General features: G+C 38.0%; 16 protein-coding genes and 21 tRNA genes. 6 read left to right on the top strand and 31 right to left on the bottom strand.

Going from position 1 to position 22,354, the window contains the following annotated elements; genetic code table 11:
• Positions 1-9: 9 nt before the first annotated feature.
• Positions 10-741 (top strand): yteA family sporulation protein, encoded by a 732-nt coding sequence (locus tag AC3WTI_RS14485; RefSeq protein ID WP_097841542.1) that lies wholly within the window; start codon positions 10-12, stop codon positions 739-741.
• 44 nt (positions 742-785) lie between these two features.
• Here AC3WTI_RS14485 and cspD read toward each other — a convergent pair whose 3' ends face one another.
• The gene (gene cspD, locus AC3WTI_RS14480) at positions 786-986 is read right to left on the bottom strand and encodes a cold-shock protein CspD (protein ID WP_001193054.1); all 201 of its coding nucleotides are present in this window, start codon (positions 984-986) and stop codon (positions 786-788) included.
• A gap of 390 nt (positions 987-1,376) precedes the next feature.
• Here cspD and AC3WTI_RS14475 point away from each other — a divergent pair, with 390 nt between their 5' ends.
• From AC3WTI_RS14475 to AC3WTI_RS14465, 3 genes are all read left to right on the top strand, one after another.
• Positions 1,377-2,159, top strand: coding sequence for a TIGR00266 family protein (locus AC3WTI_RS14475; RefSeq protein WP_087958383.1), 783 nt, complete (start codon positions 1,377-1,379; stop codon positions 2,157-2,159).
• Between the two features lie 172 nt (positions 2,160-2,331).
• Positions 2,332-3,054 carry a lipase family protein gene (locus AC3WTI_RS14470; protein WP_048529676.1) on the top strand — a complete coding sequence of 241 codons (723 nt, stop codon included), beginning with the start codon at positions 2,332-2,334 and terminating at the stop codon, positions 3,052-3,054.
• 76 nt (positions 3,055-3,130) lie between these two features.
• On the top strand, positions 3,131-3,265 hold the full coding sequence (locus AC3WTI_RS14465) for a hypothetical protein (protein ID WP_000911073.1): 135 nt from the start codon (positions 3,131-3,133) through the stop codon (positions 3,263-3,265).
• Positions 3,266-3,294: 29 nt separating this feature from the next.
• Here AC3WTI_RS14465 and AC3WTI_RS14460 read toward each other — a convergent pair whose 3' ends face one another.
• From AC3WTI_RS14460 to glgB, 6 genes are all read right to left on the bottom strand, one after another.
• Positions 3,295-3,858, bottom strand: coding sequence for a GNAT family N-acetyltransferase (locus AC3WTI_RS14460; RefSeq protein ID WP_087958381.1), 564 nt, complete (start codon positions 3,856-3,858; stop codon positions 3,295-3,297).
• A gap of 58 nt (positions 3,859-3,916) precedes the next feature.
• On the bottom strand, positions 3,917-6,325 hold the full coding sequence (gene glgP, locus AC3WTI_RS14455) for a glycogen phosphorylase (protein ID WP_097841541.1): 2,409 nt from the start codon (positions 6,323-6,325) through the stop codon (positions 3,917-3,919).
• Between the two features lie 18 nt (positions 6,326-6,343).
• Positions 6,344-7,774: a glycogen synthase GlgA gene (glgA, locus tag AC3WTI_RS14450; protein ID WP_097841578.1), complete on the bottom strand. Its 1,431-nt coding sequence runs from the start codon at positions 7,772-7,774 to the stop codon at positions 6,344-6,346.
• A 111-nt stretch (positions 7,775-7,885) separates the two neighbouring features.
• Positions 7,886-8,920 (bottom strand): glucose-1-phosphate adenylyltransferase subunit GlgD, encoded by a 1,035-nt coding sequence (gene glgD / locus AC3WTI_RS14445; RefSeq protein WP_087958379.1) that lies wholly within the window; start codon positions 8,918-8,920, stop codon positions 7,886-7,888.
• 18 nt (positions 8,921-8,938) lie between these two features.
• The gene (glgC, locus tag AC3WTI_RS14440) at positions 8,939-10,069 is read right to left on the bottom strand and encodes a glucose-1-phosphate adenylyltransferase (protein WP_087958378.1); all 1,131 of its coding nucleotides are present in this window, start codon (positions 10,067-10,069) and stop codon (positions 8,939-8,941) included.
• The gene (glgB, locus tag AC3WTI_RS14435; protein ID WP_097841540.1) at positions 10,017-11,954 is read right to left on the bottom strand and encodes a 1,4-alpha-glucan branching protein GlgB; all 1,938 of its coding nucleotides are present in this window, start codon (positions 11,952-11,954) and stop codon (positions 10,017-10,019) included. Before glgB ends, glgC begins: the two co-directional genes overlap by 53 nt.
• Before the next feature lie 470 nt (positions 11,955-12,424).
• On the opposite strand from glgB, the gene AC3WTI_RS14430 reads away from it, so the two are divergent.
• Positions 12,425-13,030: a CalY family protein gene (locus AC3WTI_RS14430; protein ID WP_087958376.1), complete on the top strand. Its 606-nt coding sequence runs from the start codon at positions 12,425-12,427 to the stop codon at positions 13,028-13,030.
• Positions 13,031-13,063: 33 nt separating this feature from the next.
• Positions 13,064-17,287 (top strand): S8 family serine peptidase, encoded by a 4,224-nt coding sequence (locus tag AC3WTI_RS14425; RefSeq protein ID WP_087958375.1) that lies wholly within the window; start codon positions 13,064-13,066, stop codon positions 17,285-17,287.
• Positions 17,288-17,459: 172 nt separating this feature from the next.
• Here the strand turns inward: AC3WTI_RS14425 and AC3WTI_RS14420 are convergent, their stop codons facing one another.
• The 24 genes from AC3WTI_RS14420 to AC3WTI_RS14305 form a co-directional block, all read right to left on the bottom strand.
• A complete protein-coding gene (locus AC3WTI_RS14420) occupies positions 17,460-18,404 on the bottom strand; it encodes an L-lactate dehydrogenase (protein WP_000715331.1) in 945 nt (314 codons plus the stop codon).
• A 422-nt stretch (positions 18,405-18,826) separates the two neighbouring features.
• Complete coding sequence (locus tag AC3WTI_RS14415; protein WP_097841538.1) at positions 18,827-19,807, bottom strand: anti sigma factor C-terminal domain-containing protein; 981 nt, start codon at positions 19,805-19,807, stop codon at positions 18,827-18,829.
• Positions 19,794-20,288 carry an RNA polymerase sigma factor gene (locus AC3WTI_RS14410; protein WP_087958373.1) on the bottom strand — a complete coding sequence of 165 codons (495 nt, stop codon included), beginning with the start codon at positions 20,286-20,288 and terminating at the stop codon, positions 19,794-19,796. The genes AC3WTI_RS14415 and AC3WTI_RS14410 overlap by 14 nt, the downstream gene beginning before the upstream one ends.
• Positions 20,289-20,421: 133 nt before the next feature.
• Positions 20,422-20,493: transfer RNA gene (locus AC3WTI_RS14405), tRNA-Glu, on the bottom strand.
• A gap of 6 nt (positions 20,494-20,499) precedes the next feature.
• Positions 20,500-20,590: transfer RNA gene (locus tag AC3WTI_RS14400), tRNA-Ser, on the bottom strand.
• 6 nt (positions 20,591-20,596) lie between these two features.
• A tRNA-Asn gene (locus AC3WTI_RS14395) sits at positions 20,597-20,671 on the bottom strand.
• A gap of 7 nt (positions 20,672-20,678) precedes the next feature.
• Positions 20,679-20,755: transfer RNA gene (locus tag AC3WTI_RS14390), tRNA-Ile, on the bottom strand.
• A 9-nt stretch (positions 20,756-20,764) separates the two neighbouring features.
• Positions 20,765-20,835, bottom strand: a tRNA-Gly gene (locus AC3WTI_RS14385).
• A gap of 13 nt (positions 20,836-20,848) precedes the next feature.
• A tRNA-Lys gene (locus tag AC3WTI_RS14380) sits at positions 20,849-20,924 on the bottom strand.
• Positions 20,925-20,934: 10 nt separating this feature from the next.
• Positions 20,935-21,010, bottom strand: a tRNA-Thr gene (locus AC3WTI_RS14375).
• Between the two features lie 14 nt (positions 21,011-21,024).
• Positions 21,025-21,100, bottom strand: a tRNA-Phe gene (locus AC3WTI_RS14370).
• Between the two features lie 8 nt (positions 21,101-21,108).
• Positions 21,109-21,184: transfer RNA gene (locus AC3WTI_RS14365), tRNA-Asp, on the bottom strand.
• Positions 21,185-21,187: 3 nt separating this feature from the next.
• A tRNA-Met gene (locus tag AC3WTI_RS14360) sits at positions 21,188-21,264 on the bottom strand.
• 27 nt (positions 21,265-21,291) lie between these two features.
• A tRNA-Ser gene (locus AC3WTI_RS14355) sits at positions 21,292-21,384 on the bottom strand.
• Positions 21,385-21,437: 53 nt separating this feature from the next.
• A tRNA-Ser gene (locus AC3WTI_RS14350) sits at positions 21,438-21,530 on the bottom strand.
• A 20-nt stretch (positions 21,531-21,550) separates the two neighbouring features.
• A tRNA-Ala gene (locus AC3WTI_RS14345) sits at positions 21,551-21,623 on the bottom strand.
• Positions 21,624-21,639: 16 nt separating this feature from the next.
• A tRNA-Pro gene (locus tag AC3WTI_RS14340) sits at positions 21,640-21,713 on the bottom strand.
• A gap of 10 nt (positions 21,714-21,723) precedes the next feature.
• Positions 21,724-21,797 (bottom strand) — tRNA-Arg (locus tag AC3WTI_RS14335).
• A 3-nt stretch (positions 21,798-21,800) separates the two neighbouring features.
• A tRNA-Leu gene (locus AC3WTI_RS14330) sits at positions 21,801-21,889 on the bottom strand.
• 16 nt (positions 21,890-21,905) lie between these two features.
• Positions 21,906-21,980: transfer RNA gene (locus tag AC3WTI_RS14325), tRNA-Gly, on the bottom strand.
• A gap of 29 nt (positions 21,981-22,009) precedes the next feature.
• A tRNA-Leu gene (locus AC3WTI_RS14320) sits at positions 22,010-22,090 on the bottom strand.
• A gap of 23 nt (positions 22,091-22,113) precedes the next feature.
• Positions 22,114-22,189: transfer RNA gene (locus tag AC3WTI_RS14315), tRNA-His, on the bottom strand.
• A 9-nt stretch (positions 22,190-22,198) separates the two neighbouring features.
• Positions 22,199-22,274, bottom strand: a tRNA-Thr gene (locus AC3WTI_RS14310).
• Positions 22,275-22,278: 4 nt separating this feature from the next.
• A tRNA-Val gene (locus AC3WTI_RS14305) sits at positions 22,279-22,354 on the bottom strand.

The following is a 22,354-nucleotide window of genomic DNA, read 5'->3' as shown; positions in this document are numbered from 1 at the left end:
TGGACGACTATGTTAACTCCACAACAAATAAATCAATTTAAATCCGTTTTAGAAAAGCAAAAGCAAGAACTAGAGCAAACGATACAAACACATGAAAATGAAGATCGTGCATCTGAACGTGATTCTGTTGGAGAATTATCTAGCTATGATAACCATCCAGCTGATATGGCAACAGAGCTATATGAACGCGAAAAAGACTTCGGACTTATTGAACTTTGGCATAAACAGCTAGAGGATACGAAACATGCCCTGCAAAAAATAGAAGCAGGTACGTACGGCATTTGCGAAGTGTCTGGCGAAGAAATTCCATTTGAAAGATTAGAAGCAATACCGACTGCTACAACATGCATCCAGCATGCGACAAGTAAGTTAAATATGAATACACGACCAGTTGAAGAAGAAGTGTTGTCTCCTTCTTTCCACAAACATGATGAAGATTATTCTGTCGAATACGATGCGGAAGACGCATGGCAAGATGTCGCAAATTATGGAACGTCTGAAACGCCGTCCGATTTAGAAAGACGAGATTCTAAAAACTATAATGGCATGTACGTAAATAGCGAGGAAAATGTAGGCTACGTAGAGGATTTCGAAAACTTTATCGGTACCGATATGTATGGAAAAAATCCGCAAGTTTTCGCTACGGAAGAGCATGAAGAATATGAACAAATGCTTGATGACTTTGAAGAACGTACGTTTAAGGGCGAATTATCTTCAAATGAATCGAGTTCCAAAGAATAAAAAAAAGCATTCCGAAAATCGGAATGCTTTTTATCGCTAGCTAATTAGTTTTTTGTAACGTTAGCAGCTTGTGGTCCACGGTTACCTTCAACGATTTCGAAAGAAACTTCTTGACCTTCTTCTAAAGTTTTGAATCCGTCACCTTGGATAGCTGAGAAGTGAACGAATACATCGTCTCCACCTTCAACTTCGATGAAACCGAAACCTTTTTCGCTGTTAAACCATTTAACTTTACCTGTTTGCATGTCATGTACCTCCTAAATAAAAATGAAACTATGAATCCACATGAAAAGGTGGATATAAAGGACATGAATGTATAACAAGCTTACAGCCTTTAATTCAACGTGCTTTATTTCCGTACCACATTATGTAGCTCAATAGTGATTTCACTATATCACGCTATATCCAAAACGTCAAATGAGAACACTTTCATTCCACCATTTTTTTATAATTTTAATATAATGTTGAATTTCCATATTCATATTTTATCCCGCCATTTGTGGACAGCTCAATTGGTGGGAGCTGATAATCAGTTTCGATGCTCCCACTTTATTTAAAAATTAACAAAACTAAAGTATTCTAATCCTGTTAAATTCTGTACAATATAAGTATCTATTACATACGAGGTGAAAAAAATGAGAGCACACGAAATCGAGTATAAGTTATACGGCGATGATATGCAGTTTGTTGAAATTGAGTTAGATCCAGAAGAAAGCGTTATCGCAGAAGCTGGCGCAATGATGATGATGGAAGATTACATAGAAATGGAAACAATCTTCGGTGATGGTTCTGGCCCATCTGGAGGTTTATTCGGAAAATTAATGGGCGCTGGTAAGCGTCTCGTTACAGGTGAAAGCATGTTTATGACTGTATTTACAAATACAGGTCACGGCAAGCGCCACGTATCATTTGCTGCCCCTTATCCAGGTAAAATTGTTCCTGTAGATTTGACAGAATATCAAGGGAAAGTAGTTTGTCAAAAAGATGCATTTCTTTGTGCAGCAAAAGGCGTTTCTATCGGAATCGAGTTTACGAAAAAAATCGGAACTGGTTTCTTCGGCGGTGAAGGTTTCATCATGCAGAAACTCGAAGGTGATGGACTTGCTTTCATGCATGCAGGCGGAACTGTATATAAGCGTGAACTAAAACCTGGCGAAAAACTTCGCATCGATACAGGTTGTCTCGTTGCCATGACAAAAGATGTTAACTACGATGTTGAGTTCGTTGGAAAAGTAAAAACAGCTCTATTTGGCGGCGAAGGTTTATTCTTCGCAACGTTAGAAGGGCCTGGAACAGTTTGGATTCAGTCCTTAACACTAAGCCGCTTAGCAGCACGCCTGACAAGCCCAGCAGCGCAAAGCAGCGGTGAAGGTAGTGTATTAGGTGGACTTGGTCGTTTATTAGATGGAAAAGAATAAACAGTGCCCTTATGGGGCGCTGTTTTATTTTTGCATAATTCGCCCATAAGCCGATATACTTTCATCCACTGATTTAAATAAGCATACAAACTATTCCCCTACTCCAAAAGAATGAATCAAGTCCCTCACTGCATATATTGAACTATACCTTTTCGTAAGGAGGGCTTCCTTCATGCGTACTCCTTTATCCTTTGATAAAGATACTGCCATACTGTTAGCTTCCTGTTGTGAATTAACGTATGAACAATATAAACAAAATGGGATTTTTGAAATACCAGATGGTTTTCAATATGTACAAGGCTTTCAAGGAAAAACCATTCAAACGACAGAATGGTTCGGGTTCATACTAGAATCTGAGGATACCATTATTGTAGCTTTTCGCGGGACACAAACTGATACAGACTGGATTATCGATTCACTCGTCAATCAAAAACCATATCCATATGCTTTGAATAGCGGAAATGTCCATAACGGCTTTCTTTCCATTTATGAATCTTGCCGGGATTCTATTATGGATATGCTCGTATCACTACCAGCCCATAAAAAACTTCTTGCAACCGGTCATAGCTTAGGCGGTGCACTCGCTACACTACATATACTCGATGCGCGTATCAACACCGCATTTGCGCAGTACGGTCTTTACACATTTGCCTCTCCAAAAGTAGGAGATATCGCCTTTCGGAATTATTATAAACTACAAGTAGCTAGTAGCTTTCGCTTCGTTAATTTATTTGATGTCGTCCCTCTTCTCCCTCCTCGCAATGTCCATTTTAATGAACAAGACTGGGAATATGCACACGTTCATCACAACATGACATTTACAAAAAATACAAAATCTATTACAAATAATCATGCCATGACAACATACAAAACATGTCTGACTTCTCATTTTTAACCAGGTAATGATTGGAAACCTTATATCCTTATACTATAATAATATATGAAGTTATTTTTGGATGAGGGGACCTTACATGCTAAAATTTATCTTTGCACTTTTTCTCATTGTAATTTTTACGTTTACAGGTTTCTTTACATTTTCATACTTTGCGACAGGAGAATATGGTGGAACGGGTATCATATATACCGCTATCCCATTTCTTTCTTAAGCAAAAAAGAGAAACCGAGCTTAATGAGATTAAGCTCGGTTTTTTAAGTAATTATATTCTTCTTTTAAAAGTGAATACACTTTAGCATCCCTATACGTTTTATTCACTTTTACACTTTGTCTCAATGTACCTTCATATACCATTTTTAACTTTTGCATCACACGTTCAGAAGCTATATTCTGCGCATCACATCTTCCTTCCATACGGTTTATATTCAGTTCCTGAAAGCCTATTTCAATGAGTTCTTCGAAAGCTTCAACAATAAGTCCTTTCCCCCAATACGCTGGGCTAATTACAGCTCCGATTGATGCACTATTATGCGGCATGAGCCATATTCCACACGTCCCAATCACTTTTTGAGTATCCTTCAGCACAATAGACCAGATAATAGCTTTACCTTCCTGTATCGTTGCAAGCATATTTTCTAGTAAACTATGCGTTTCCTCTTTCGTTTTATGTACATCCCTAGGTACATATATGGCTGCTTCTGGATTCGAATACACTTCAAACAAATCATCTACATGTGAATACTGTATCTTCGTTAATAGTAATCTATCTGTTTTTAAATCAAGTTCCTCACACATATCTCCCATACATCATTCACCCCACTTCAACTTCATAAAGAAAAGCCCCTTCAAAAGGGACTTTCACTTAATACTGTGTAACCGCATTACCAATACCCCAAATCTCATTACTATACTGTAAAATCGTTCGATCGCTCGCAAAATGACCAGATTGTGCAATATTTAAAATCGACATTTCTAGCCACTTCGTTCGATTTTCATAAGCTCTACCAACAGCTTCTTGCCTTTCCGCATATGGACCAAAATCTCTCAGAACGAAGTATTCATCATTTTGGATTACGAGAGAATCATAAATCGCTTCAAATTCAGCTCCCGAATGTGAGAAGAAACCATTCGTTAACTGATCTACTACCTTTTTAATATGCATATTGTGGTGATAATAATCACTTGCACGATATCCACCATTTTGATAGTAATGAAGCACCTCATCGGCTGTTAAACCGAAGATGAAACAGTTATCATCACCGACTCTGTCTTTTATTTCAACATTAGCTCCGTCTAACGTGCCGAGTGTAATCGCACCATTCATCATAAATTTCATATTCCCTGTTCCTGATGCTTCTTTACTCGCAGTTGAAATTTGTTCACTTACATCGGCCGCAGGGAATATATCTTCCGCTACAGACACTCGATAGTTTTCTAGAAAGATAACTTTCATATATTGACTTACGTACGGATCATTATTTACTTTTCTTGCAAGTTCATTAATTAATTTAATAATTTTTTTCGCATAGTAATAGCCAGGTGATGCTTTCGCTCCAAAGATAAAAGTACGCGGATAAAATGTAAAACTAGCATCCTCTTTCAAACGATTATACAAATATAAAATATGAAGAACGTTTAACAATTGTCGTTTGTATGCATGCAGTCTTTTTACTTGTACATCGAAAATAGAATTAGGATCGATTGTAATCCCCATTTTATTATGAATACGCTCCGCTAAAATCTCTTTACGCTCTTGTTTTACCCCTGCAAATTTCTCTTGGAAACTCGCATCGTATTGAACTAATTGTAGCTCTTGAAGCTTAATCGGTTCTTTCTTCCACTCTGTTCCAATCGCCTCTGAAATAAGGTTTGTCAGCTGTGGATTCGCCTTCATTAACCAGCGTCTATGAGCGATTCCATTCGTTTTATTATTAAACTTATCTGGATAAAACTCATAAAACAATCGCATTTCACGTTGCTTTAAAATTTCTGTATGAATTTTTGCTACACCGTTTACACTATGGCTACCGACAATTGCTAAATGCGCCATCTTCACAAGATCATGTGCAATAATCGCCATCTCTTCAATACGATGCCATTCATACGGATAACGTTCCCAAAGTTCCTGACAGAAACGTTCATTAATCTCTTCAATAATCATATAAATTCTCGGTAATAACGGTTTAAAAATGTGAATTGGCCACTTCTCAAGTGCTTCTGATAACGTCGTATGATTCGTATAAGAAATCGTTTGCGTCGTTATGTGCCAAGCTTCTTCCCATGCTAATTTTTCTTCATCTAATAAAATACGCATCAGTTCTGGAATCGCCAAAACTGGATGTGTATCATTAATATGAATTGCAATTTTCTCATGTAATTGACGAAGGTCACCATATCTTTCTCTATGCATACGAACGATATTTTGCAAACTTGCGGATACGAGGAAATACTGTTGTTTCAAACGAAGTATTTTCCCTTCATCATGCGTATCATCTGGATATAAAAACTCTGATACCGCCTCTGTTTCACGCTTATATTTCAAAATATCTTTGCAATTTTGCGGGAAAGGAACTGGTTCCGCATTCCAAAGTCTCAGTGTGTTTACTGTACTCGTCTCATAACCTACTACTGGAACGTCATATGGTACTGCCATAATCACTTCTGCATTCGTATGCCTGAACTCTAAACGTCCATCAATGTATAGCGGTTCAACATTTCCGAAATAACTTACTTCCACAGCTTGATCATGTCTTCTTACTTCCCATACATTTTCATGAAGAAGCCACTGTTCTGGAAATTCAACTTGATAACCATCCACAATTTTTTGATCGAATAAGCCGTGTTTGTAACGAATGCCACAGCCATGACCTGGTAAATTTAACGATGCAAGTGAATCAAGGAAACAGGCTGCTAATCGTCCAAGTCCACCATTTCCAAGACCTGCATCTGCTTCCACCTCTTCTAATTCTTGCAACGAAATACCAAGCTCAGAAAGTCCTTGCTCACATACATCCCTGATGCCTAAATTTAATATGTTACTTCCAAGCAAACGTCCAAGTAAAAACTCAATGGATAAGTAATACATTTGCTTCCGCTCTCCAGACCGATAGCTTTCGTTCGTTGCAATCCATTGACTATTCATATACTCACGTACCATGTATCCAAGCGTATTGTATTGATCACGAGTTGTAGAGTCTTTGAAACTTTTACCATACATCGTCTCTAACTTTTCTAGAAAAGCTGATTTGAAACTTTCAACATGAGTAAACATTTCTTCACCACCTACATGTTATTCCATGAGACTTTTATACAATTTCTTATAAGCAAGAGCTGATTTCTCCCAACTATAATCTTCCGTCATCGCTTGCTTTACAAGCTGCTCCCATACCGGTTTATCATGATAAAATTCAATTGCACGACGAACCGTGTGCAACATGTCATGTGCATTAAAGTTCGTGAAACTGAACCCATTTCCCTCTCCAGTTTCTTCATCATAAGATTGTACCGTATCATTTAATCCGCCTGTTTCTCTTACAATTGGAATCGTACCGTAGGCTAACGCGATAAGTTGTCCAAGTCCACACGGTTCAAATAGTGATGGCATTAAGAATAAATCACTTCCCGCATATACTTGGTGAGCTAATTCTTCATTAAATCCGATATACACTTTTACCTTTTCAGGATACTCATATGCCATCCACTCAAAGAATTGCTCATATTCCGAATCACCTGATCCTAAAATAATACATTGTACATCCTCCTCCATTATTTCGCGGAATACAGTACGTACTAAATCAAGACCTTTTTGCTTCGTTAATCTCGTTACCATTGAAATAATTGGTGTATCTTCTTTTTCTGGCAAACCAAAATAACGCTGCAAGGCACGTTTATTTTCATTCTTTTCCTCTAATGACTCTGCATCATACTGAGCAGTAATATACGAATCCGTTTCTGGATTATATACGCTCGTATCAATTCCATTTACGATGCCGCTAAGCTTACCATTATATTTTCGCAGTAATCCATCTAACTTCTCACCGAAAAAATCATATTGAATTTCTTCTTTGTATGTCGGGCTAACCGCTGTAATTTGATCAGAAGCGATAATTCCGCCCTTCATAAAGTTCACATTTCCATAAAACTCTAACTGTTCACTATGGAAATATTCATCACCAAGTTCTAACAAGTCGTACATCACTTCAGGAGGAAATACACCTTGGAACTGCAAGTTATGAATCGTATATACCGTTTTAATATGCTCATATAATGGGTTATCTTGATACTTTTCACGTAGTAAGAAATTAACCATAGCTGTATGCCAATCATGACTATGAAGAACATCCACTTCGAAATCAAGATGAGGAATACATTCTAAAACTGCTTTCGAAAAATAAGAAAAACGCTCTCCATCATCATAATGACCATACAGAGAATCCCTCTTAAAATAATATTCATTATCTATTAAGTAATACGTAATCCCGTCTTGCTCACCTTTTAAAATTCCGCAATATTGATTTCTCCACCCAAGCGGGACGTTAATGACTTTATGTAGCGTACAGCCATCCCTTAATTTTTGCGGAATAAGACTGTAATTCGGGAGTATAATGCGAACGTCCACACCTAATTTTTTTAGCTCTTTTGGGAGCGCACCTGCTACATCAGCTAATCCTCCCGATTTAACAAATGGTACACATTCTGATACTGCAAATAAAATATTCACTTGTTGTCCCACTGCACGAAAAGCTTATACTACTTCCCTTGCAGCTTCCTCCCTTCGAGTTTTCATTTGAATTAAAACTTTAATCAGTGGAGGAAGCCCCCCACTGATTTCTTAAGAATAACTATTAATCGTACTGTTTTGAACGCTTCCTTTTTCTACAACGTATGGCTCATCAGCGTTTCCTTTTAGTACAACACCGTCTCCAATTTTCACGTCTTTATCAATAATAACACCGTCTATCATACAGTTATCTCCAATTTGGCTCTTTTGCATAATAATGCTATTACGAACAATTGAACCTTTCCCAACTTTAACAGAACGGGAGATAACACTATTTTCTACTTCCCCTTCAATAATACTACCGTTTGCAATCATTGTATTTTTCACGGCTGCACCCTTTAAGTAACGAGTTGGTGGTTCATCTTTTACTTTCGTAAAGATCGGTGCTTCTTTCTTAAATAATTGCTTCCAAATAGCAGGCTGCAAAATTTCTAAGCTATGTTTATAGTAACTTTCAATCGAATCAATAATAGCTACATATCCTGTATGCTCATACGTAGCAATATGCAGAGATTTTCCGCGCTTTTCTCTCACTACATCGAATAAGCTATATTGCTCCACATCTTTATATGACTCGAATAAATCTAACAGTAATTGCTTCTTTAACACGTATGTTTGAAGCGAAACCCCTTCATGGCAAACTTCAGTAATATCAGCTGCCGTATGTATATGTCGCTCTAACACCGCCTGGAAGTTTAATGCTGTTACAAGATGGCTATTCGTAATAACAACGTATTCTTCTCTAGCTCTTAGAAAATAATCAATATGTCTTCTAAAATGCGCAAAAGACCCAAATTCATCTTGGTCACATTGGCAATTTGGCGGGAATAAAAACAGTCCGTCTCTTTTTCTATCTAAATCCCACTGTTTTCCTGAACCAACATGGTCCATTAACGAACGGTTTTTATGACTTGTAAAAACCGCTACACTATGAATATTAGAATTCACCATATTTGAAAGCATGAAATCAATGAGTCGATAACGGCCCCCAAACGGTAACGCCGCTAGTGAACGATGCCCTGTTACTTTCTTTAAGGAAGGAAAACTTCCCGTTGCATTAATAATTCCTAACATTTTTTCTCCCATTCATTTCATCCCCCTTTTCTATTTCCCTTCAGCAATGAGTACTACATCGTCAACATTTTTTTCCGGACGAATAATTGTTCCATCTTCAATAACCATTTCCGATCCAACAATTGCTCTTTCAATCACAACATTTTTACCAATCTTCGCTCCTGGCATAACGACAGAATCAATAACCATACTGCCTTCTTCCACCGTCACCCCTTGGAATAATACGGAATGCTTCACGTCCCCTTCAATGACGCACCCTTCGTTAATAAGTGATTCTTCTACTTTTGCCTGTTCTGCAATATATTGAGGTGGTTCGTTTGGATTTACAGAATAAATACGCCAATTACGATCGTTTAAATTCAGTGATGTTTCATCACGCAGTAAATCCATATTCGCTTCCCATAAGCTCTTAACCGTTCCAACATCTTTCCAATATCCTTCAAACGGATACGCCATCAACTTCTTCCCTTCATCTAATAAAAGCGGAAGTACATCTTTTCCAAAATCATTACTAGATTCAGGATTTCTTGCATCCATCTCTAAATACTCTTTCAAAATTGCCCAGTTAAAAATGTAAATTCCCATCGATGCAAGATTACTTCTTGGAAATTGCGGTTTCTCTTCAAATTCAACAATCTCCATCTCTTCGTTCGTATTCATAATACCGAAACGACTCGCCTCATCCCACGGTACTTCAATAACTGAAATGGAAACGTCCGATTCTTTCTCAATATGGTAATCTAGCATTTTACTGTAATCCATTTTATAAATATGGTCGCCTGATAAAATCAGAACGTACTCTGGTTCATACTGACTTAAATAGTTTAAGTTTTGATAAATGGCACTTGCCGTACCTGTGTACCACTTCACACCCGAAGACTCCGCATAAGGAGGTAATACTGTGACTCCACCGCTTACTCGGTCTAAATCCCATGCATTGCCGATTCCGATATAATTATGAAGTTCAAGTGGTTGATATTGCGTCAAAATCCCCACCGTTTCAATACCAGAATTCGCACAGTTACTTAGCGTAAAATCAATAATGCGATATTTACCACCAAATGGAACAGCTGGCTTGGCTAAATTTTTTGTTAATGCACTTAATCGACTACCTTTTCCCCCTGCTAGTAACATTGCTACGCACTTTTGTTTTTGAGCCATCTTGTTTTTTGCTCCCCTTTCTCGTCTTCACTGGTCGTAATATGGATACGCCAAATGGTGGAATTGTAATTTCTACATGTGCCGCTTGATTATGATACGGTTCTTGAATCGCCTTAAGACGTTTCTTATTTATTTGCCCTGATCCGCCATATTGCTCAGCATCACTATTTAAAATCTCGTTATAATACTCGAAATCTGGTACACCTACTTTATAGTTTTCATATGTAGCTTTCGTAAAATTACATACGACAACTAACGCATCTTCTTGTTTATCCCCTTGGCGAATAAACGAGAAAATACTTTGCTCATGATTATTAGCATCTATCCACTGAAATCCTTCCGGTGAATGATCAAGCTGCCAAAGTGGTTTGGAGCGTTTATACAATGCTATGAGCTCTTTAAAGTAATCATGCATATAACGATGCATTTCAAAATCATGTAAATTCCAATCTAAATCTTCAAGATCTTTCCACTCATCGAACTGCCCAAATTCTCCTCCCATGAAAAGTAATTTCTTTCCTGGGTGAGTAAAGAAATATCCATATAATAAACGAAGTTGAGCAAACTTATCCCAGTACTCTCCTGGCATTTTATTTAATAACGATTTTTTCCCATGAACGACTTCATCATGAGAAAGCGGTAATATGAAGTTTTCAGAGTAAGCGTATATTAAAGAAAACGTCATTTTTTCATGAATATACTTCCTGTACTCAGGCGCACACTCCATATACTCCAGCACATCATTCATCCAGCCCATATTCCATTTGTAATTGAATCCAAGCCCACCTTCATACGTTGGGGCTGTTACAAGTGGCCAAGCTGTTGAATCTTCTGCTGTCATAAGAAACTCTTCATCTTCTGCGAACACCGCTTCATTTAACTCTCGTAAAAATGAAACAGCGTGCTCGTTACTTTGCTCCTGTCCTTCTTTATTCCAGTACAGCATGTTTGCAACTGCATCCACCCTGAAACCATCAATGTGGAAATATCTCATCCAAAATAACGCATTTGAAATTAAGAAATTACGTACTTCTCTCTTTCCTAAATCAAAATTGACAGTTCCCCATACTGGATTTTCTTGCACATCTTTATCTTTATATTCATAAGTCGGTGTCCCATCAAACAAATATAAACCGTGAGCATCTTTACAAAAATGCCCCGGCACCCAATCTAAAATGACACCGATTCCATATTTATGACATTCATCGACAAAATGCATCAAATCATGTGGCGTGCCGAATCTACTCGTTGCTGCATAATATCCCGTCCCTTGGTATCCCCAAGAACGATCATATGGATGCTCAACAAGCGGCATAATTTCAATATGTGTAAATTGATGTTCTACCACATAAGGAATGAGTTCTTCTGCCATTTCCCTGTAAGAATACAGTGTTCCGTCTTCTTTCTTTTTCCAAGAACCGAAATGTAATTCATAAACTGTCATCGCTTCTTTATAAACCGATTTTTTCTTTTTCTTACGACTCCAGTTTTTATCATTCCATTCGTATCCCTTTATATCAAAAACTACAGATGCCGTATTCGGTCTTACTTCTGCATACACAGCATACGGATCTGCCTTAAAAATGACGTCACCAGCCATCGTTTCAATCGCATATTTATATATTTCTCTTTCTTCAATATGCGGTATAAATAAGGACCAGATCCCTTCTTCTGTCACTTGTAGCATCTTATGTTGCTCATAATCCCATTCATTAAAATCTCCAACAACACTCATTGCTTTCGCATGAGGAGCCCATACTGTAAATCGTACACCTCGCATCTCATCTTCCGTCACAACATGTGCACCAAAGATGTTATAACTGTCATAGTACTTTTCTGTATGAAACTCATCTCGTTTCACTTCTTCACAATTTATTACACTCAATATGCTCACCTCACTAAGATGACAGAATTTTTATACTTTAACCAATTCTGCGAAAAACTGAAATATCCTTGTTATTTTTAAAAAAATATTCGTTTTTTTCTTTAATTTCTCTTAAAATATTCAAATTTACTGTGTAAAATATCGAATTTTGACGAATATTCATTGCAAACGCTTCATTTAGTATTAGTCTTTCATCCTATTATTTGTTTCTCAACCTAAATTTTATTAGGTTTATCCCATTTTAAACGTTATGTATCACTTAAAATCGTAACAAAATAATCTGTCATAAAAAAATGTTTCTCAACATTTTTCGTCACAATTTTATTGAAATGGAAAATTCATAAGCATATACTTGTTCTCAATAAAGAACGTTGAACTTTCGCAAATATAATTCATACTGAAACACTATGTTTACTCTATCCATACTCCAGGCGAAAGTTTGATAAAAAATTAAATTAGGGGGTTTACTTATGTCATTAAAACAAAAGGTTGGAATGGGAGTTGTCACAGCTTCACTTGGCTTATCCCTTACACTCGGCGGTGTATTCGCCTATTTCAGTGATTCAGAAACATCTAGTAACTCATTTCAAGCTGGTACACTAGATCTTTCTATTAACCCGAGTGTAATTGTTAATGTGAAAGATTTAAAACCAGGTGATTTAATTGAAAAAAATTTCAAGCTTGAAAACAAAGGAACATTGGATATTGCGAAAGTAGCCCTTGAAACATCCTATGAAGTTACAGATGCAAAGAAAAATAATGATGGGGAAGATTTAGGCGATCACATCATCGTCAAATTTTTAGTGAATGATGGGAAGCCATCTAACCCAAACGATGATCATGAAATTTTGTGGGAAACAAAACTATCAGAATTAAAAACTATGAAACCTGAAGATGTAGCTACATCTCTAGAACGTCATAATTTGATAGACGGTATTAAATCTGGTGAGACAGATTTCTTACACGTGCTCTTCTCCTTTGAAGACAACGACCAAGATCAAAATAAATTCCAGGGTGATTCCTTACAGCTAAACTGGACATTCCATGCTGAGCAAACACCAGGCGTGGACAAATAATTTTTAAAAATATAAATTACCGGAGGCCTATATATGAAAAAGAAAAATCGTTTTGTTACCGGAATTGTAACGGCTGGCGTTCTATTTTCAACTGCCCTTCCGTTCAATGTACTTGCTGAAAATCCTATTAATCAAATTGACCCTTCAAGCGCCCAGTCTTTACTATCAAAACTTTCTAAAGAACAACGTCAGGCATTACAAACGTTAGATGCTAATCCTGGTTTTACGATTTCACCAGATATTAATACGAGTAGTCCCGAACCAGTAAATATCATTGTAGAATTTCAAACTGCACCAGTAAAGATTAATGAATTAAAACAAAAAGAAAAAGGACTACAAGCTGCTCCTGAAAATATAAAGGCACGTATTGATCAAGAACATGAGGAATTTCAAAAAGGACTCAAACGTCTGTATCAATTTAGCCCATCAGTAAAATCAGGGAATTTCCAGTCTGTACAAATTAAACGTTCTTATAAACATGCGATAAATGGTGTTGCTCTGACATTACCTGCAAATACAGTGGAAGAATTGTTACGCATCGGCGTTGTAAAACGTATTTGGAAAGATTACGAAGTAAAACTAAATTTACCAAAACAAGCAGAGCAGAAAGCACCTCAAAAACTAACAGATAGCATTCCGCAAATTGGAGTAGATAAGTTACATAGCGAGGGCATTACCGGAAAAGGAATTAAAGTGGGTGTATTAGATACGGGTATTGATTACAACCATCCTGACTTAAAAGACGTGTATAAAGGCTATCGTGCAAAGCAGGGTGAAGATTCTAGTAAGGTAGATCCAAACTCCGTAAAAGGTTGGGACTTTATTAATAACGATGCAGATCCGATGGAAACAACTTATACAGAATGGCAACAATCTGGTGCTCCTGAATTTGATGATCGTGGTTCTTCCTTCTACACTGCGCATGGTACTCACGTAGCAGGTATCGTTTCTGCTCAAAAGAAAAACACATCAGATTCCGCAGTAAAAGGTGTTGCACCTGACATTGAACTATATAACTATCGTGTACTCGGTCCTTATGGAAGCGGCGATAGTTCTGGTATTATCGCTGCAATCGATAAATCTATTTCTGACGGTATGAACGTCATTAACTTATCGTTAGGTGACGATAGCAACAATCCGCTTGATCCGACATCTATAGCTGTTAATAACGCGATGCTTTCTGGCGTTGTTACAGTCGTTGCTGCTGGTAACTCTGGTCCAAATCCAGCGACACTTGGATCACCTGGTGCTTCCCCATTTGCTATTACAGTTGGAGCAAGTGATAGCTCTATTTCCTTACCAAAACTATCAGGTCATGCTGGACAATTACAATTCCCTAACCTCATTTTATTCGGTAAAAACTTCACTGATAAAATAGAAGATTTCAAAGGACAATCTCTACCTATTGAATCTGTCGGAATCGGTACTCCTGACGAGTTTAGTAAAAAGGATGTAAAAGGAAAAATCGCTCTCGTTGCACGCGGTACAATCTCATTTGATGAAAAGATTGCAAATGCGAAACAAGCTGGTGCAAAGGCAGTTATTATTTATAACAATGTGGATGGAGAAATTCCTTACTACATTGGCGAAAGCACAAAGTATATTCCAGCATTCCGCCTAACGAAAGAAGATGGAGAAAAACTAAAAGCTCAAATTGAACAAGGCAAAACATCCTTAACTTTCAATGAAATCAATTACATTCAAACAGAAGGCGATCATCTTGCAGACTTTAGTTCACGTGGCCCTGTTACATCAAATGATGATATTAAACCTGATATTACAGCACCTGGTGTTGCGGTACTTTCAACAGTACCTGAATATATTAACGATCCGCAAGAAGGTGAAAACTACGATGTTTCCTATGAACGTATGCAAGGTACATCCATGGCTTCTCCTCATATTGCTGGCGTTGCTGCTCTTATTTTACAAGAACACCCAGAATACTCTCCATTCGATGTAAAAGCGTCTCTTATGAACACTGCTGATGATTTAAAAGAAAAGTATTCCGTATATGAAGTTGGTGCAGGACGAGTAGATGCTTATAACTCTGTTCACACAGAAACAAGTTTTAAAGTGTTAGATACGACAAAAACAATTGTAAATGATGAAGTGATTGAAGTACCAGAAGAAACTGGATCCATTGCATTCGGCAAGTTCTATCAAAAAGACGGGGAATCAATTGAGCAAAAACGAAAAATTAAAATTGAAAATCGCAATAAACAAGAGAAGAAAGAATTTAAAACAGAAATTTCTTATACACCAGCATCTTCTGCCATTAACGATGCTACCGCAAACGGTGTAAAAGTTTCTACTGCTGAAACAATTACGATTGATGCTGGCAAAACAGATGAAATTGAAGCAAAAATTAATGTTCCAGCCGGTGTAAAACAAGGCCGATATGAAGGATACATCCATATTACAAACACGAAAAATAAAGAAGAAACGTATCAAATTCCGTTCTCTATTCGTGTATCAGAGCCTGGTATTGAAAATGTCTTATTATCTAGAAAAACGATTTCAACTGATACATCTAAATTCAATCCTTACCGTGAGTCGTATTTACACGGTGCATTCCAATTAAATAGCGATCTTGAAACGTTAGATCTTATCGTGAAAGATTCGAAAACAAATAAGGCTCTCGGCTTCATCGGAACGTTAAACACGAGTGGATTAAAAACGGATGTGTATTACTATTTAGATTCATTCTTTAACGGCAGAGTGTACCCTTTTACAAATGATCCTGCAAAACCAATTGGTGATGAGAAAATCGACTTACCAGAAGGTGATTACACAATTGAGTTTGTTGGCTATGATAAAGCCGGAAAAGCACGTGTGAAAGGTGATTATGTCGTAATTGATAATACACCGCCAGAAGTGAAATTAACTGGATTACAGCCTGGTATTTATGAATTAAATGAAGAAAACTATACAGTAGAAGATGGTAAAAAAGCACTATGGATTAAAGGAAATGTATATGATTCTAACGTTGACTACTTAAAAGGAAAAGGATTTAACATTACGCAAGAAGCGAACGGTGTTATGTACTATGATTATTCTCCATACTTGCATAAGTTTTTGCCTATTAATGCAAATGGTGACTTTAAAGTTGGCATTACTCCTGAATCCTTTAAGGTGGAAGGCCCAATGAATACAGGCGTATATATTTTCGATTATGCAACTGCAGGTCCTGACTACCCGAGCGGTGTAAATAACTATTGGTTTATCCCGCAAGGCGCTCAATATGCAAAAGCTAGTTACGATAAAAAGGAATTATATAAAGATGATGAATTCACTGTGACGCTAAACGCCAAACATGTGAAACAATTTATATCTGGAGAATTTAACGTAAAATTCCTAGAGAAGAACTTCAAATTTGCAAATGCGAAATTTAATCCTGCTTTTGAAAAGCTCCTTTCTGAAAAAGGGGTAACGGCAAAAGTGAATGAACCTAAATTAGAAGAAGGTTCTGTCACAGTAGGCGGAGCTATCGATGACAAAAACTTTGCTGGGTTAGATGGTGATTTCCCGTTCATTGATGTAACTTTCAAAGTAGAAAATGATGAATTTTATGAAGCAAATGCTCAATTAGATTTAGCAGTGTTTGCTTACTGGAAACAAGGTGAATCAGAGCCAAACAGAATGCGTGTACTTCAAGATCAAACATTCTCAGTAATGTCTTTAAACTCACTAGTAGAGGGTTATATTAAACCTGGTGCATTCTTAAATGAACGTGGCTATTTAGATGAGAAATTCGATTATACAAAGCTTGGCGTAAAAGTATATGCAACGGATTCTTACCGTCATAAGTATGAAGGTACACTTGGTAAATACGGTAACCTTACACTAAATGGACTTCCCGTTAATAAACGAGATTATAACTTATACGTAGAGGTTCCAGGGCATTTAACAAGCAAACTAACAACAAAATTAGGTACTGAAAAAGATGGTAAGCTACTTGGCCAATATTATTATGCACGCTTTGATGAAAACCTTGCAGGTGATGTAAATGGAGATAAAGTAATTGATATAAAAGATGCAGAAATTATCGCTAGCAACTACGGGAAAAAAGGGCTATCTGTAAAAGACGGCGACCTTAACAAAGATGGCATTGTCGACGAAAAAGATATTCGCTTCGTTGAAAAGAACTTCTTGAAAAAAGGTCCTGATGCATCTAAATCACAAACACCTGTTGAAAAATCAAAAAGCGGTACACTTGCAGATATTTTAAAGAAATTAGGATTAACGCCTAAAAAATAATCATAAAGAGCACTCTATATAAAATAGAGTGCTCTTTTCTATAAACGACCCTAATCCAGCAAAAGGGGTATATTGGGGATATACAAGGGAAACCGGAAAAGGAATTTATATTAAATTATATAAAACTCAGAGGTAGGAAGCAGTTTCCCGCCTCTGAATTATTTAGTAATTATTATAGTACTGGTGCCATTGTTTCTTTTAATACTTTTACAGAATGAGCGAATTTCGCTTTTTCTTCTTCATTTAACTCAAGTTCTACGATTTCACGTACACCTTGGCGGTTAATAACAGCTGGAACACCTACGTAAGCATCTTTCTCACCATATTGACCTTCAAGGTATGCAGATACAGTTAATACGCTGTTTTCGTTGCTTAAGATTGCTTTAGTTACACGAAGTAGTGACATACCGATTCCGTAGTAAGTTGCACCTTTACGTTCGATGATATGGTAAGCTGCATCGCGTACATTTTCGAAGATTTTATCTAAGTCTTCTTGTTTGTACTGTTCGTTGTTAGCTAAAATTGTTTCAAGTTTTTGTACACCTACAGTAGCATGGCTCCATACAGGAAGTTCAGTGTCACCGTGTTCACCAACGATGTAAGCATGAACGTTACGTGGATCTACATCTAAGTAGTCACCTAACATGTAACGGAAACGAGCAGAGTCTAAAGTAGTACCAGAACCGATTACGCGCTCTTTTGGTAAACCAGATTCTTTCCAAGTTACATAAGTTAGAATGTCAACTGGGTTTGTTGCGATTAAGAAGATTCCATCGAATCCGCTATCCATAATACCGCGAACGATTTGTTTAAAGATTTTTGTATTTTTCTCAACTAAGTCTAAACGAGTTTCACCTGGTTTTTGTGGTAATCCAGCAGTGATAACAACTAAATCTGCATCTTTACAATCTGCATAGCTACCGCTCCAAACTTTTGTAGCTGCTGGAGAGAATGGTACCGCATGGCTTAAATCCATTGCTTCCCCTTCTGCTTTTGCTTCATTAACATCTACTAATACGAATTCTTCAGCTACACCTTGGTTGATCATTGAGTAAGCGTAACTACAACCTACAGCTCCTGTTCCTACTAATACTACACGATTGATACCTTTTTTCATGTTAATTTCCCCTCTCTATTGTTCACATATATTTTTTTATGATTGTTTAAGTAATTAATTAAAATACTAATTTAATGTTGTTTAACTTCTTTACATTCATATTGTAGCACGTATTATTGTGAATTACTTCACAAATTATGACCTAATTGTGAACTTTTTCACATAGAGTGTAAAGTTATTGGATTAGGTGTGGAATCCATTTCAATGGAGGCGTTTTCTTTAGATTGTGAACGTGAAATTATTCCGTTTTTACCGGTAAGTGAAATTATATCGACGATTCTTTAAATATATCAACGATTTTTAGAATATATCGACCGTAACTCAAAATATATCAACGATTCGACAAGGAATATCGACTTACCGACAATAATGACAACATAAAGAAGCTGTCTCCAATAGATCATCTATTAGAGACAGCTTTTTTATTTATTTTCCGCAGTAGCTCCTAATACAGCAGCTTTTACGAAATTTTGACCATTTAACTTCTGTAAATCCGCAGCCGTTCCTGTCACAACTACTCCAATGACTTTTACATCCTGCTCACTTGGTTTTGTTTTCTTTCCTTTTAGGTAGTCATATATGCGCTTATATTCCTCATAATACTTGCCCTTTTGCTCCAGCCCATTTTGAATTGCTAAAAGGAAATCTTTTTCCGTTCCATTTCCAAATTCAATATCACCTGGTTTTGCTTTAAAACCGTACACATTATAAGCACTTTCAGTCATATCATCAATATAATACGAATTTTTATCATAGTATGTGTCCACCCAATACCAAACAGGATGAACTCCTTCTGGTAACATGTCTTTTAGTTCGGAGACCTTATACGGTTTATCAAAAGATATAGCCAATTCAGCTACTTTCTTTTCATCTTTTATTTTCTCTAAATCATTTATATAACTATTATATGAAGCAAATGGGAGATAAAATTGCATCTCTCTTTCCATCGTTTGATTATTATACAATTCACTTGTTTTATTAATACGTTCATTTCCTATTACAACATTATCTGATATTGTTAATGGATTTACATTCGATACTAGGCGAAATGTATTCCAAACTTTATACTCATACACTTCATCCTCCCACTTAACGGGTTTCCCTTCAATAACTTTATACGTTTTATACTCTACTGTGCTTTTAAATATACCATTAGAAGTAATTGCCACGCCTCTTTCTGTATTGGGTCTTGTAATTTGTCTTATCATATTTAAGTCACGATCCATCTCTGAGTAAGCTCTATTGTTTAATTGCGAAATTACTATTATAAAACCGAAGAATAGAACAATAAAAAGTGAAATCGAAATTACTGTAATTTTTAATAACTGTCTTCGCTTCGCCTTCTTCAACATTTTTGATACTTTACTTGAATCTATATCAAAATCGAAATCATCTCTGCTCATCTTCCAACCTCCTATACAGCTTTTTAAACTCGTTTCGAGCTCTATATAAAGAAACACGCACGGTATCTTCTTTCATCTCTAATACGGTTGCTATTTCCTTATATGAGAGTTCATAGTCATACTTTAATAAAAGAATATGTTTATATATTGGATTCATCTTTCCAAGTATGCTTTGTATTTCTACTTGAAGCTCTTTCCTTAAAAGCGGTTCATCTAATCCTTTTGCTCCAATTAATTGAACAGATTCAATCGGTATTTGTTCAATGCGCTGTTGCCTTCTTGCTAGATCACGATGCCTATTAATCGCTACTTGAAATAGCCATGTTTTGATATACGTAATTTTCATATTCGGTATAGATACTAACGCTTTATGTATCGTATCTTGAACGATATCCTCTGCTTCTGCTGGTGTTACTCCAATTTTGAGCAAATATCTATAAATACTTTTTGATGTTTCTATAATAACCTTTTCATACTCCATCGCTCTCTCCTTTCTATTAGTTAGACGATTCAAATAGAAAAAAGTATACAAAAAATCTAAAAAAGCAGACTATCCAAAGTCCACTTTTACACAACAAAAAAAGAGATAGCAGATTATGCTATCTCTTTTAGTATGACCCGTACGGGATTCGAACCCGTGTTACCGCCGTGAAAGGGCGGTGTCTTAACCACTTGACCAACGGGCCAGTTACTGGCAGAGAAGAAGGGATTCGAACCCTCGCACCGCGTTAGCGATCTACTCCCTTAGCAGGGGAGCCCCTTGAGCCACTTGGGTACTTCTCTATAATATGGCTCCGCAGGTAGGACTCGAACCTACGACCGATCGGTTAACAGCCGATAGCTCTACCACTGAGCTACTGCGGAACAATTATGGTGGGCCTAAATGGACTCGAACCATCGACCTCACGCTTATCAGGCGTGCGCTCTAACCAGCTGAGCTATAGGCCCATAATTGAAAGCGGGTGAAGAGAATCGAACTCTCGACCAGAGCTTGGAAGGCTCTTGTTTTACCACTAAACTACACCCGCATTAAATTGTAAATGGTGAGCCATGAAGGACTCGAACCTTCGACCCTCTGATTAAAAGTCAGATGCTCTACCAACTGAGCTAATGGCTCATTTTGAAAGTGGTGCCGACTAGAGGACTTGAACCCCCAACCTACTGATTACAAGTCAGTTGCTCTACCAATTGAGCTAAGTCGGCTCGTGATTTCAAAATGGTGGCTCGGGACGGAATCGAACCGCCGACACGAGGATTTTCAGTCCTCTGCTCTACCGACTGAGCTACCGAGCCAACATAAATGGCGGTCCCGACCGGGGTCGAACCGGCGATCTCCTGCGTGACAGGCAGGCATGTTAACCACTACACCACGGGACCATTTGGTTGCGGGGACAGGATTTGAACCTGCGACCTTCGGGTTATGAGCCCGACGAGCTACCGTGCTGCTCCACCCCGCGATGATAAAATATTTACTTTAGAAAAAATGGAGGAGGTAGAGGGATTCGAACCCCCGCGCGACTCTCGCCGCCTGTCGGTTTTCAAGACCGATCCCTTCAGCCGAACTTGGGTATACCTCCATGAAGGAAAAGAAATATTATATTATTTATGTCTAAACCATTTAAAAATAAAATGGAGGAGGTAGAGGGATTCGAACCCCCGCGCGATTCTCACCGCCTGTCGGTTTTCAAGACCGATCCCTTCAGCCGAACTTGGGTATACCTCCGAGACATATAATAAATAAAGTGGAGCCTAGCGGGATCGAACCGCTGACCTCCTGCGTGCAAGGCAGGCGCTCTCCCAGCTGAGCTAAGGCCCCATGTTTTTTGGGAATATCGGGAAGACAGGATTTGAACCTGCGACCCCCTGGTCCCAAACCAGGTGCTCTACCAAGCTGAGCCACTTCCCGTTAATAAAAGCGCGCCCGAGAGGAGTCGAACCCCTAACCTCTTGATCCGTAGTCAAACGCTCTATCCAATTGAGCTACGGGCGCATATGGTGCCGAGGGCGGGGGTCGAACCCGCACGGTGGTCACCCACCGCAGGATTTTAAGTCCTGTGCGTCTGCCTGTTCCGCCACCCCGGCATGTCATATTGAAAATTGGAGCGGAAGACGGGATTCGAACCCGCGACCCCAACCTTGGCAAGGTTGTATTCTACCACTGAACTACTTCCGCAAGACATGTATGAGTTATTTTATTAAAAGTGCGGGTGAAGGGAGTCGAACCCCCACGCCAAAGGCGCTAGATCCTAAGTCTAGTGCGTCTGCCAATTCCGCCACACCCGCATATTAATGATTTAAAGAAAAAATGGGGCGACTGATGGGAATCGAACCCACGAATGCCGGAGCCACAATCCGGTGCGTTAACCACTTCGCCACAACCGCCATGATTTCTGGTGCCGACTAGAGGACTTGAACCCCCAACCTACTGATTACAAGTCAGTTGCTCTACCAATTGAGCTAAGTCGGCTAAATGGTGGAGGATGACGGGATCGAACCGCCGACCCCCTGCTTGTAAGGCAGGTGCTCTCCCAGCTGAGCTAATCCTCC

The organism is Bacillus sp. EB106-02-03-XG38 (assembly GCF_058792175.1).
The sequence above is the reverse complement of the archived record's forward strand: the minus strand, read 5'-3'. Positions and strand labels throughout refer to the sequence as shown.